The organism is Ancylobacter sp. IITR112, assembly GCF_041415945.1.
In the GTDB taxonomy this organism is placed as follows: Bacteria; Pseudomonadota; Alphaproteobacteria; order Rhizobiales; family Xanthobacteraceae; genus Ancylobacter.
In genome coordinates this window covers 629,847-642,147 of the sequence record NZ_JBGCUS010000001.1, presented here as the reverse complement: position 1 = coordinate 642,147, position 12,301 = coordinate 629,847, and the positions used below count along the sequence as shown (strand labels likewise).

The window sequence follows — 12,301 nt, the reverse complement described above, 5'->3', positions numbered from 1 at the left end:
AACTACCTGATCAATCAATCGTATTTGATGTAGGCGAAACGCAGGTCGCCGCGCGGCGTGCCTTCCAGCGCGCTGTCGGCCTCGGTCCCCGGCTGCCAGCCGACGACATCCTCGATCTTCTTCGCCAGTTGAAAATCGCGCTCGGTGATGCCCTTGGCGTCGTGCGACATCAGCCGCACCTCCACCCAGGCATAGGACGCCGTGATGTCAGGATGGTGCCAGGCTGCCTCCGCCAGATGGCCGACAGCGTTGATCACCATCAGCGTGCCCTTCCACGAAGAGGTGCGGTAGGTGCGTCGAATCCAGCCGTCCTGCAGCTTCCACTGCGGCAGAGAGGCAGCAAGGCGTTCCTCCACCTCCTTGTCGGTGAAGGTTTTTTTGGGATCATGCGCCATCCCTGGCGTCCTCCTGGCGGCGTCTGCCCGTTCTGATGCGGGCGTCGTTTACCGATTCGGTAGCACGCAAGCGCGGCATCCGGCAAACCCCGAAATCATCACCCGGCTTGTCGCCGACACCATCCGCGCCTTACGATGGCGGGCGAGGAAACGCTGGTGAACACCACGACACGCCAATTGCGCTCGGCGAGCGAGCCCCAGGACCGGGCGACGGTGCGCATCACCGCGCCGGGGCGTTTGCATTTGGGATTCCTCGATCTCGCCGGCACGCTCGGCCGCCGCTTCGGCAGCCTCGGCATCACACTGGACCGCCCCTCGACCGTCGTGCGCCTGCGCCGCGCCGAAAAGCTCTCCGCCAGCGGACCGGATGCCGGGCGAGCCCTTGTCGCCGTTGAGAAAGCGGCCGCCCGTTTCGGCCTCGACACGCGGGTGGAAGTGACGGTGGAAGCGGCGCTGCCGCCCCATTCCGGCCTCGGCTCCGGCACCCAGCTCGGCCTCGCGGTCGCGACCGGCCTCTGCCTCATCAACGGGTTGGAGCTTTCCCCGCGCGAGGTCGGCGCGGCTTTGGGTCGCGGCGCGCGCTCGGCCATCGGCATCGGCGCCTTCACCGAGGGCGGGGTGATCCTCGACGGCGGCAAGAAGCGGGGCTCCGACGCCCCGCCGCCCATTCTCTCGCGCCTGCCCTTCCCCGAGAACTGGCGCATCCTGCTGGTATATGACCACGGCCATCAGGGACTTAGCGGACCCGAGGAAGTGCAGGCGATGGAAGGGCTGCCGCCCTTCGCCGACACGCTGGCCGGGCACATGGCGCGGCTGGCGGTGATGGTGGCGCTGCCGGCGCTGGCGGAAGGCGATGTGGATTACTTCGCCGCCGCGGTCGGGGAAATGCAGCGACTGCTCGGAGACCACTATGCGAGCGCCCAGGGTGGCCGCTATACAAGTTCATCCGTCGCCGAGGTGATGGAGTGGCTGGAGGCGCGCGGTCTGCGCGGCCTCGGCCAGAGTTCCTGGGGTCCCACGGGTTTCGCCATTATCGGCAGCCCCGAGGAGGCCGACCAGCTTCTCAGCGAGGCCCGTGTCCGCTTCGGCGACCGGCCCGCTCTGGCTTTCGACTGTGCGCGCGGCAGCAATGCCGGTGCGCGGATCGAATGGCTTGCCTGCGTCGAGCAGTGCTAGCGACGGTTTTGGCGTCACGCCCGCGTCGCTCCCTTCATTTTCCGCATGAGAGGCCGCAAGGCCCGATTCTGACCTAGGGAACGCACGCCATGGCGGATATCGCCCCCATCCTCCACATCATCTCGCCGCTTCGCCATGTCAGCCCGTTCGATGTGAACATGGCGGTCGATGCCGGCTACACGACCATCCTCCCCTATTCCGGCGTCACGCTGGACGAGGTCGGCGACCTCACGCAGGACATGATGTTCTCGCGCCATCCCGACGCCGCCCCGCGCACCGGCCTGTTCATCGGCGGCAAGGATGCGGGCCTGGCGCTCGACATGGCGAACAAGGCGAAGAGCGTGCTCTTTCCGCCCTTCGAGATTTCCGTCTTCGTTGACCCCGCCGGCTCCTTCACCACCGCCGCCGCCATGGTGGCCGAGGTGGAGCTGAAGCTGCGCCCGGCGCGGCCGGAAGGCCTCAAGGGCGTGAAGGTGCAGGTCTATGGCGCCACCGGTGTTGTCGGCGGCATCGCCGGCGTCATCGCCGCCCAGGCCGGCGCCGAGGTGACGCTGGTCAGCCACCGCGAAATCGAGGCGGTGGAAGCCAAGGCGCGCGATTTCAAGCAGCGCTTCGGCGTCGACCTCGCTAGCGCCACCGGCAAGAGCGAGGACGACAAGCGCGCGTTGGTGGCGGAGGCCGAGGTGGTGCTGGCCTGCGGCCGCGCCGGCGTGGAAATCCTCTCCGCCGATGTGCTGGCTGGCGCGCCGCATCTCAAGGTCGCCGCCGATGTCAACGCCGTGCCGCCCTCGGGCATCGCCGGCATCGACGCTCACGCCAATGGCACGCCGCTCGCCCATGGCGCACTCGGCATCGGCGCGCTCACCATCGGTCATCTCAAATACCGCGTGCAGCACGAACTGCTCCAGCGTATGCGCGTCGCCCCGGCCGCGATGACGATCGGGTTTGAAGATGCCTTCCTGCTTGCGCGATCGCTCACGGCCTGAGGGCGGGTTCGATGTCGTCCTTGTCGGCATCGCCGCGCGCGGGCTGGCGGCGAGCGCCCGTCGCGCCGGCCTCAGCGCCTTCGTCCTCGACCTGTTCGCGGACGAGGACACGCGCGCCCTCGCCGCGCGCAGCGTCCGGCTGCGCCGCCGGGATGGCCTCGCGCTCGACCCGGACGACCTGTTGGCCGCGCTCTCCCACCATGCCGAACCGCACACGCCGCTCGTGCTCGGCACCGGCTTCGAGGACGCGCCCGACCTCGTCGCCCGTCTGGCGGCACGCTTCCGGCTCGCTGGCAGCGGGGCGGAAACCCTCGCCGCGCTCAAGGAGCCGTTCAGCTTCGCGAAGAGGCTTGCCGCGCTGGGCATCCCCCACCCGGGTGTCTTTGCCGGCCCGCCCCCCGAAGGCGTTGCGGCGCTGGAAAAGCGCATCGGCGGCTCGGGCGGAAACCATGTCCGCCCGTCCGCGCGGCCCCGCGGGCCGGGCTGGTATCTGCAGGAACGGCTGGAGGGGCGCAGCGTCTCGGCGCTGTTCCTCGGCAATGGCACAGAGGCGCGACTCCTCGCCTTTTCCGAGCAATGGTGCGCACCGGCCGAGGACGCGCCCTTCCGCTATGGCGGCTGCGCGGGCCCGTTCGCCCTGGAACATCGCCTTGTCGCGGAGATCCACGCCGCGCTGTCCCGCCTCACCGCCAGCGTCGACCTCAAGGGGCTGGCGAGCGCCGATCTCATCATCGGCCCGGGGGCGTGGCATCTCATCGAAATCAACCCGCGCCCCGGCGCGTCCCTCGACATTTTCGACGCGCCGCCCCTCCCGCCTCTGCTGCGCCTCCATCTCGACGCCTGCATCGGCAAGCTGCCGGACCTCCCGCTCCTTGTCCCCGGCGCGAAAGTGGCGACCCGGGCCGCCGGCCTATTTTACGCACCCGCCGCCATGGAGATCCGGGACGCGCTGCCGGCATGGGCAGCGGACCGTCCCGCCCCGGGCACGCGCATCGCGGCGGGCGAACCCGTCTGCACGGTGCACGCGACCGGTCGCGATCTTGCCGACGCCCGCGCTCTTCTGGCGCGGCGCATGGATCTTCTTTCGCGCGCGCTGAGCATGGCCAGCCGCGCAGTTGCGGAGTAACTCTCCCATGGCGAACGCCCCTCAGACCGAGCCGAGGCCGAGCGTTGCGGCGCTATCGGCGCCCCTCGTCGACGCTCTCATCGCCAACGCCGCCCCGTTGCGGCTCGACATCAGCCGAAGCCCCTGCGGCGCCCGCATCGTCGATGCCGGCATCAGCGCGCGCGGCGGGCTGGAAGCCGGACGGCGCATCGCCGAAATCTGCCTCGGCGGCCTCGGCGCGGTCGGCCTTGCCACCAGCGGGCGATTTCCGCGCTGGGGCACGATGGTGACCGTGACGACGGCCGATCCGGTCATCGCCTGCCTCGGCAGCCAATATGCCGGCTGGAGCCTGGCGGAAGGCGACTTCTTCGCCCTTGGCTCCGGCCCCGGCCGCGCCTTGTGGGCGAAGGAGAAGCTGTTTGAGGAACTCGGCTATCGCGACCGGGCCGATCATGCCTGTCTCGTGCTGGAAGTCGACAAGCTGCCGCCCGACGTGCTGGTGGCGCGCATCGCCGAGGAATGCGGCATCGCGCCGGAAAAACTCACCCTCATTCTCACCCCCACGTCGAGCCTCGCCGGCACGGTGCAGATCGTCGCCCGTGTGCTGGAAGTGGCGCTGCACAAGACGCATGCGCTGCATTTCCCGCTCGACCGGGTGGTAGACGGTATCGGCGCCTCGCCCCTGCCGCCGCCGGCGCCCGATTTCGTCGCCGCCATGGGCCGCACCAATGACGCCACGCTCTATGGCGGCGATGTGCAGCTCTTCGTCACCGGGCCGGAGGACGAGGCCCGCGCTCTGGCGGAAGGCCTGCCCAGTTCCTCCTCGCGCGACCATGGCCGTACCTTCGCGGAAATCTTCACCGCCTATAAGGGCGATTTCTACGCCATGGACCCGATGCTGTTCAGCCCTGCCCGCGTCACCGTGACGGCGCTGGAAACCGGCCGCAGCTTCACTTTCGGCGCCTTCCACGACGATATTCTGGAGCGCTCCTTCGCATGAGCGTGGAACGCTCCGACACGGTCGTCATCTTCACCGAGGATGCCGACTGGCACACGCGCCGGCTTAAGGCAGCGATCGAGCGCGAGGGGCTCGACGTGCTGGTGCTCTCGCTCAATGAGTGCGGCTTCGCCATTGGCGCCACCACGCATGGGCTGGTGCTGCCGGGTCTCGGCGACGCGCTGCCGGCCGCGGCCTTCGTGCGTCTCATCGCCAAGGGCTCGACCGAGCAGATCACCGCGCGGCTGGGGCTGCTGCACGCGCTCTCCGCGCTCGGGGTCAAGGTGATGAACGACGCCCGCGCCATCGAGCGCTGCGTCGACAAGTCGATGACCAGCTTCCTCATCGCCCGGGCCGGCCTGCCGACGCCGCGCAGCTTCGTCGGCGAGGACCGGGCGGCGATGCAGGCGCTGCTGGACGAGGCGCCGGGCGACATGGTGCTCAAACCGCTGTTCGGGGCGCAGGGGCGCGGCATCCGCCGGCTCTCCCCGCGCACCCTGCTGCCCGAGCCGGACAAAGTCGGCGGCCTTTACTATCTGCAGGATTTCGTCGCCGCCCCCACCGCCGAGAGCTACCAGGACTGGCGGGTCTTCGTCATCGGCGGGACGGTGGCCGGGGCCATGCTGCGCCGCTCCCCGGGCTGGATCACCAATATCCATCAGGGCGCCGTCGGCGTGCCGGCACCGTTGGACGCCCGCGCGCATGATCTCGCCATCCGCGCCACGGCGGCGGTCGGCGCCGATTATGCCGGTGTCGATTTAATCGAGGACGCGCAAGGCCGGCTTCAGGTGCTGGAGGTCAATTCCATGCCGGCCTGGAAGGGCTTGCAGCAGGCAACGGGGCTCGACATCGCGGCGGCTCTGGCCCGCCATCTCGCCGGCGCTCTGGCGGTGACGGTGGCGGCATGACCGCCGAGGCTATCGCCGCCGCCTTCCGCGCGGCCTGCCATGCCGAACTCGACGCGCTGAAAGCCGGCAATGTCCACCGTTTCAGCGCCGGTCACGGCATGGAGGTCGCGCATTTTGAACGTGCGGCCGAAGCGGCGGCGCCCTTTCTCGCCGCGCCGGGCGCCCGTGTGGGGAAGCGGATCGAGAGCGCGGTGGCGGCCTCATGGGCCGTCACGGGGCTCAACACCAATCTCGGCATCATCCTCCTCTGCGCCCCGCTGGCGGCGGCAGCGGAACGGCCCGGCCCGCTGCGGCCGAACCTTGAGACGGTGCTGGCCGGTCTCGACATCACCGACGCGCAGGCCGCCTTCCGCGCCATCGCCGCCGCCAATCCCGGCGGGCTCGGCCGTTCTGGCGCACACGATGTCGCCGCGCCGGCCCGGATCGGCCTGCGCGAGGCGATGGCGGAAGCCGCCGACCGAGACCGCATCGCCCGGCAATATGTCAGCGGCTTCGCGGATATGTTCGACATCGGCCTCGCCCGTCTCGCCGCGCTGGGCGCCGTCGAGCCGGAAGCCCGCACCGAGGCGGTGCATCTCGCCTTCATGGCCGCCTTCCCCGACAGCCATATCGCCCGCAAATTCGGCGACGCCACCGCCGAACAGGTGCGGGCGGAGGCGGCCGAGGTCGCGGGCACCGTCGATTTCCGCGCCCCCGCAGGGATACGTCGCGCGCCGCTTCACGCCTTCGACGCCAGCCTGAAGGCGAGCGGCCTCAACCCGGGCACCAGCGCCGATCTCACCGTGGCGACGCTGTTCGCGCAGGCGCTGCTCACCCCATGAACGCCGCGATATCCGCACGCGACAGCCGCCCGTCATGCAGCGCGCTCGCCAGCAGTACGCCGGCGACGCCGAGTTCGGCCAGACGATGAAGATCGCCCGCGTCGCGCACCCCACCGGCTGCGTAGACCCGCCGGCCCTCAGCCCGGGCGAGAATGGCGGCGAGGCGCTCCAGATCCGGCCCCTGCCCGGCGCCGACCCGCGCCAGCGTCATCACGATCACCGCGTCAGGCCAAAGGCCGGCGTCCGCGTGCAGTTCGGACGGCCCGCGCGGGCCTTCCGGCCCGTAGTCGAGCGAGAGCAGCCCGGCGCCGCTCGCCAGTGCCGCCTGCGCGGCGCCGGTATCGCGCAAACTCTCGCTGCCGATCACCGGCCGGCCGGGGCCGTGGCGCATCCGCCGGGCAAGCGCGGCGGGCGAGGCTTCGCCGGCATCGACCCAAAGGGCAAGGGAGGGGTGGCGTTCGACAAGCATGCGCAAGGTGGCGTCATGCCCGCCCCGACCGGTAATCGCGTCGAGATCGGCGATGTAGAGCGTGCGGAAGGCGCCGAGCGCCAAAAGGCCATCGACCACGTCCTGTGGCGCCGCGCCGGCGGCCAGCGGCGTCGCGATCGGGCGGTAGGCGTCGCGGGCGCCGCGCCGTGCGTGGACCACCGCACCTCCCATCAGGTCGATCACGGGTATAAGTTCCACTTTCGACGTTCCTCTCTGGCACTTTGGTAGATGTTGGTCTTTGTCGTTGAAACGATCACCGGGGGCGGCGCCCTCGGTGCGCAGTTGCCGGCGTCGCTGATAGCCGAAGGCGCGCTGATGCGCGACACGCTGATTGGCGACCTTGAGGATCTTCCCGGCGTGCGGGTGGTCACCACTCATGATGCGCGCTTCCCCGCCCCGCCGCGCGGCACCAGCACGGCGCTGCGCCTCGGCGACGATGCCGCCTCGGTCTGGCGGCTGATGGCGCAGGAGGCCGAATGCTGCTGGCCCATCGCGCCGGAGAGCGAAGGCGTTCTGGAAAGACTGGTCCGGGACTTCCGCGCCCATTGCCGGCGCGTGGTGGCGCCTGACGTGGAGACCATCGCTCTGTGCGCCAGCAAGCGCCGGACGGCCGAAGCACTGGCTTCCGCCGGTGTGCCGGTCGTGCCGACCTGGCCGCTCGACGCGCTGCCGGAGGCCGTTCGCGGGCCGTTCGTGGTGAAGCCGGACGATGGCGCGGGCGGGCTCGGCCTGCGCGTCATCGAGCGGCGCCCGGCCCCGCCCTTCGCGCCCGGCCAGGTGGTGCAGCCCTTCCTCGCAGGCGAGGCGGCAAGCCTCACACTGCTGTGCCAGAGCGGGCGCACCCATGTGCTCACCGCCAATCGCCAGCACATCGTGCACGTCGCGGGCACGCTGCGCTTCACCGGCGTGGCCGTCGGCGCGTTCCCGGTGGACGAGGCGCTGCGGTCGTTCGGGGAGAGCATCGGCGCGGCATTGCCGGGCCTCCACGGGCTGGTCGGCGTCGACTACATCGCCACAGCGGAAGGCCCGGTGGCGGTCGAGGTAAATCCGCGCCTCACCACCTCCTATGCGGGCCTCCGCCAGTCGCTCGCGGTCAACCCGCTGGCCTTCATGAGCGAATTTATCCGCGACGGCGCGGTGCCGGACCTGCCGCACCTGCCGCCCGCCCTCCCCGTCGACATCGTGCCTGAGGAATGACCGTGAAGAGAATTGCCCGCCTGGGATGGGATGTCGGCGGCGCCCATGTGAAGCTTGCCGCCTTCGGGCAGGATGGCCGGCTGAAGGCCGTGCGCATCGCGCCCTGCCCGGTGTGGAAAGGCGAGGCGGAACTTGCCGCCACGCTGGGCGAGCTGCGGGCAGAGTTCGAGCCCGGCGTGCCCTCCGCCGTCACCATGACCGCCGAAGGCGCCGACCTCTGGCCCGACCGCCACGCCGGCGTGGTCGGCACCGCCGGCCTGCTGATGCGCGAACTCGCCGGCGCGCCGCTCGCCCTGTTTGCCGGGCCGGAAGGCTTCGTGCCGCCCGAGCGCGCGGCCGAGCATGCCGAGCGCATCGCCTCGGCCAATTGGTACGCCACCGCCGCCGTACTGGCGCATCTCCTGCCCGGCGGCATTCTGGTCGATATCGGCTCGACCACGGCCGACCTCATCCCGTTCGAGGCCGGGCGGGTGACGGCGCGCGGATTCTCGGATGCCGAGCGCCTCGCCAGCAACGAGCTGGTCTACACCGGCGCGGCCCGCACGCCTGTCATGGCTCTGGCAACCGACGCACCCTTCGCCGGCCGCTGGCTGCCGCTGATGGCTGAGTTCTTCGCCACCACGGCCGACATATACCGCCTCACCGGCGATCTCACGGAGGAGGCCGACCTCTACCCGAGCGCCGATGGCGGGCCGAAGACGGTGGAGGCCAGCGCCCGCCGCCTGCTGCGGATGATCGGGCAGGATTTCACGCCGCCGCTCCTGACCAAGACGAAGGCGCTGGCGCGCCACCTTGCGGAAGCGCAGCTCAGCCGCATCGGCCGCGCCTTCGACTGTGCCGCCTCGGCGCAGGAGAACGCGCCGGAGATGCTGGTCGGTGCCGGCGTCGGCCGTTTCATGGCGCAACGGCTCGCCGAGCGGCGCGACCTGACCTATCTCGACCTTGCCGATGTGCTGACCGACGATCCCACCCTCTCCCGCCAGGCGGCGGACTGTGCCCCGGCAGTGGCGGTCGGCCTGCTGGCCGCCGCGCTCGACGTCGCCTGATCCACTCTTGAAAGCAGCGGAACTCTTTTCATGTCCGACCGCATCTTCCTTCGGGGCGTCGAATTGCACGCCACCCACGGCCTGCACGAGGAGGAGGCGCGGCTCGGCCAGCGCTTCATCGTCGATATCGACTGGTGGCTCGACGCCGGCGACGCCGCCGCCCATGACAATTACGCCGAGACGGTCGGCTATGAGAAAGTGTTCGAGGTCATCCACGAGGTCTCGTCTGGCCACCGCTTCCACATTCTGGAAGCCTTCGCCCAGGCCATCGCCGGGACGGTACTCGCCCGCTATCCCCGGGTGGAGAAGGTACGGGTCGAACTGCACAAGCCCTCGGCGCCGATCGCCGGCATTTTCCGCGATGCGGGGGTGGAGATCACCCGCACGCGCTGAGCGTCGGCCGCGCCTTTAGCCGACACTTCCAGCGCAAGGCGCAATTGGCTACCTCTTTACGTCCCTTCCGCTTCCCGGAGTCGACCATGTCGCGCGATGCTGTGCCCCCGCCTGTCCGTCTCGGCGACTACCGGCCGCCGGACTGGCTGGTCGACACCGTGCATCTCGATGTCCGCCTGCACCCCACCGCCGCGCGCGTCCTCGCCCGGCTGGCCCTGCGGCCGAACCCGGAGGGGCGGGAGGGCTCGCCCATCGTTCTCGACGGCGACGACCTGCAGCTCAAGTCGCTCAGCCTCGACGGCGCGCCGCTCGCCGGCACCGCCTATGTCGTCACCCCGCAGGCGCTCACTGTGCTCGCCCCGCCCCAGCGCGCGCTGACGCTGGAGATCGAGACGGTGGTGAATCCCACCGCCAACACCAAGCTGATGGGCCTCTACCGTTCCAGCGGCACCTATTGCACCCAATGCGAGGCCGAAGGCTTCCGCCGCATCACCTATTTCCCCGACCGGCCGGACGTTCTCGCCGTCTACACCACCCGCATCGAGGCCGAGCGCGAGGAAGCGCCCGTGCTGCTCGGCAATGGCAACCCGGTGGAAGCCGGCCCGGTGGAGGGCACCAGCCGGCATTACGCGGTGTGGCACGACCCCTGGCCGAAGCCCTGCTACCTCTTCGCGCTGGTCGGCGGACGGCTCGACCGCATCACCGATGAGTTTGTCACCGCCACCGGCAAGAAGGTCGAGCTCGGCATCTATGTCGAGCCCGGCAAGACCGAGCGCGCGGGCTATGCCATGGACGCGCTCAAGCGCTCCATGCGCTGGGACGAGGAAGTGTTCGGCTGCGAATACGACCTCGACGTGTTCAACATCGTCGCCGTGGCCGATTTCAACATGGGGGCGATGGAGAACAAGGGGCTGAACATCTTCAACGATAAGTATGTTCTGGCCAGCCCGCAGACCGCCACCGATGCCGACTACGCCAATATCGAGACGATCATCGCCCACGAATATTTCCACAACTGGACCGGCAACCGCATCACCTGCCGCGACTGGTTCCAGCTCTGCCTCAAGGAGGGCCTCACCGTCTTCCGCGACCAGGAGTTCTCTTCCGATGCGCGCTCGCGCCCGGTCAAGCGCATCAGCGATGTGCGGTTGCTGAAGTCGCACCAGTTCCCGGAAGATGCCGGCCCGCTGGCGCACCCGGTGCGCCCGTCCACCTATCGCGAGATCAACAATTTCTACACCGCCACCGTCTATGAGAAGGGCGCGGAAGTGGTGCGGATGCTGAAGACCCTGCTCGGTGAGGAGGGTTTCCGCGCCGGCATGGACCTCTATCTCGACCGCCATGACGGCGACGCCGCGACGGTGGAGGAGTTCCTCGCCTGCTTCGCCGATGCCAATGGCGTCGACCTCACTCAGTTCGCCCTGTGGTACGCGCAGTCCGGCACGCCACAGCTCGCCGTCAGCGGCACCTGGGACGCCGCGACCCATCGCTACACGCTCGACGTGGCGCAGAGCCTTCCCGCCACCCCCGGGCAGGACCACAAGCAGCCCATGGTCATCCCGCTCGCCCTCGGCCTGGTCGGACCTGATGGCCGCGACCTGCCGCTCACCCTCGACGATGGCAGCAATGCCGAGCGCGGCGTGCTGCGCATTACCGCGCCGCGCCAGAGCTTCGTCTTCCGCGACATCGCCGAGCGGCCGGTGCCCTCGCTCAATCGTGGCTTCTCCGCGCCGGTGAAGCTGTCCAGCGACCTTACCACCGCCGACCTGCTGTTCCTCGCCCGGCATGACAGCGACCCGTTCAACCGCTTCGACGCCGCCCAGACCATCGCCCTCGGCCATCTCGTGGCGGCGACCGCCGCCGCCCGTGCCGGTGCCGATCTGCCGGTGCCGGACGCGCTGGTCGAAGCCTTGGGAGCGACGCTGGCGGATGGCGCGCTGGACCCCGCCTTTGTGGCGCAGGCGCTCTCCATCCCGTCCGAGGCGGATGTCGCCCGCGAGATCGGCGTGGATGTCGACCCGGATGCCATCCACCTCGCGCGCACCCGGCTGCGCCGCGCCGTCAGCGTTGCTCTGGCTCCGGAGCTGGAAGCCACCTATGCCCGCCACGCCCCAGCCGGCACCTATTCCCCGGATGCCGCCTCGGCCGGCCGGCGCGCCTTGCGCAATAGCTGCCTCGACCTTCTCGCCGCCGGCGGTACGCCCGAAGCCCTCGCACGGGCACAGGCGCATTTCGACACCGCCGACAACATGACCGACCGCTTCTTCGCCCTGGCGGTACTAGCCCATGCGGCGCCGCAGGCGCGCGAGGCGGCGCTGGCCGCCTTTCACGAGCAGTTCCGCGACGATCCGCTGGTGGTCGACAAATGGCTGGCACTGCAGGCGCAGATCGCCGAGCCGGAGGCGCTGGAACGGGTGCGCGGCCTCACCCGCCACCCCGCCTTCGCCTGGACCAACCCGAACCGCGTGCGCGCGCTGATCGGCAGCTTCGCCGGGCTCAACCCGACGCAGTTCCACCGCACCGACGGCGCCGGCCACGCCCTGGTCGCCGATGCGGTGATCGACATTGACGGGCGCAACCCGCAGCTCGCCGCCCGGCTGCTCGCCGCGTTCAAGAGCTGGCGCTCTCTGGAGCCGGGGCGGCGCGCCTCGGCCGAGGCCGCGCTGCGGCGCATCGCCGCCACGCCCGGTCTGTCACCGGATGCGAGCGACATTGTCGGCCGCTCGCTGGAGTGAGGCGCCCGGACGCCCCGCCCGTACCCGCAAGGCGGGACGGCGCGGGGCGCGC

General features: G+C 70.1%; 12 protein-coding genes. 10 read left to right on the top strand and 2 right to left on the bottom strand.

Annotation, left to right across the window (positions count from 1 at the left end; genetic code table 11):
- Positions 1 to 14: 14 nt before the first annotated feature.
- Positions 15 to 395, bottom strand: coding sequence for a 4a-hydroxytetrahydrobiopterin dehydratase (locus tag AAC979_RS02870; protein WP_371345316.1), 381 nt, complete (start codon positions 393 to 395; stop codon positions 15 to 17).
- Positions 396 to 551: 156 nt separating this feature from the next.
- On the opposite strand from AAC979_RS02870, the gene AAC979_RS02865 reads away from it, so the two are divergent.
- The 6 genes from AAC979_RS02865 (at position 552) to AAC979_RS02840 (ending at position 6,388) form a co-directional block, all read left to right on the top strand.
- On the top strand, positions 552 to 1,571 hold the full coding sequence (locus AAC979_RS02865) for a beta-ribofuranosylaminobenzene 5'-phosphate synthase family protein (RefSeq protein WP_371345315.1): 1,020 nt from the start codon (positions 552 to 554) through the stop codon (positions 1,569 to 1,571).
- 89 nt (positions 1,572 to 1,660) lie between these two features.
- Complete coding sequence (locus AAC979_RS02860) at positions 1,661 to 2,557, top strand: NAD(P)-dependent methylenetetrahydromethanopterin dehydrogenase (RefSeq protein ID WP_371345314.1); 897 nt, start codon at positions 1,661 to 1,663, stop codon at positions 2,555 to 2,557.
- Complete coding sequence (locus AAC979_RS02855; RefSeq protein WP_371345313.1) at positions 2,535 to 3,683, top strand: ATP-grasp domain-containing protein; 1,149 nt, start codon at positions 2,535 to 2,537, stop codon at positions 3,681 to 3,683. The genes AAC979_RS02860 and AAC979_RS02855 overlap by 23 nt, the downstream gene beginning before the upstream one ends.
- A gap of 7 nt (positions 3,684 to 3,690) precedes the next feature.
- On the top strand, positions 3,691 to 4,662 hold the full coding sequence (gene mch, locus AAC979_RS02850; protein WP_371345312.1) for a methenyltetrahydromethanopterin cyclohydrolase: 972 nt from the start codon (positions 3,691 to 3,693) through the stop codon (positions 4,660 to 4,662).
- Complete coding sequence (locus tag AAC979_RS02845; RefSeq protein WP_371345311.1) at positions 4,659 to 5,567, top strand: RimK family alpha-L-glutamate ligase; 909 nt, start codon at positions 4,659 to 4,661, stop codon at positions 5,565 to 5,567. The genes mch and AAC979_RS02845 overlap by 4 nt, the downstream gene beginning before the upstream one ends.
- Positions 5,564 to 6,388 (top strand): triphosphoribosyl-dephospho-CoA synthase, encoded by an 825-nt coding sequence (locus tag AAC979_RS02840; protein WP_371345310.1) that lies wholly within the window; start codon positions 5,564 to 5,566, stop codon positions 6,386 to 6,388. The genes AAC979_RS02845 and AAC979_RS02840 overlap by 4 nt, the downstream gene beginning before the upstream one ends.
- On the opposite strand, the gene AAC979_RS02835 is transcribed toward AAC979_RS02840, so the two are convergent.
- Positions 6,378 to 7,076, bottom strand: a complete 699-nt coding sequence (locus AAC979_RS02835; RefSeq protein WP_371345309.1) for a HisA/HisF-related TIM barrel protein — start codon at positions 7,074 to 7,076, stop codon at positions 6,378 to 6,380. The two genes, AAC979_RS02840 and AAC979_RS02835, sit on opposite strands and share 11 nt — an antisense overlap.
- Before the next feature lie 30 nt (positions 7,077 to 7,106).
- On the opposite strand from AAC979_RS02835, the gene AAC979_RS02830 reads away from it, so the two are divergent.
- From AAC979_RS02830 to pepN, 4 genes are all read left to right on the top strand, one after another.
- A complete protein-coding gene (locus tag AAC979_RS02830) occupies positions 7,107 to 8,075 on the top strand; it encodes an ATP-grasp domain-containing protein (RefSeq protein ID WP_371345308.1) in 969 nt (322 codons plus the stop codon).
- Between the two features lie 2 nt (positions 8,076 to 8,077).
- Positions 8,078 to 9,121 (top strand): hydantoinase/oxoprolinase family protein, encoded by a 1,044-nt coding sequence (locus AAC979_RS02825; protein WP_371345307.1) that lies wholly within the window; start codon positions 8,078 to 8,080, stop codon positions 9,119 to 9,121.
- 30 nt (positions 9,122 to 9,151) lie between these two features.
- Entirely contained in the window at positions 9,152 to 9,514 is a 363-nt protein-coding gene (gene folB / locus AAC979_RS02820) for a dihydroneopterin aldolase (RefSeq protein WP_371345306.1), read from the top strand.
- Between the two features lie 86 nt (positions 9,515 to 9,600).
- On the top strand, positions 9,601 to 12,249 hold the full coding sequence (gene pepN, locus AAC979_RS02815) for an aminopeptidase N (protein ID WP_371345305.1): 2,649 nt from the start codon (positions 9,601 to 9,603) through the stop codon (positions 12,247 to 12,249).
- Positions 12,250 to 12,301: the final 52 nt, after the last annotated feature.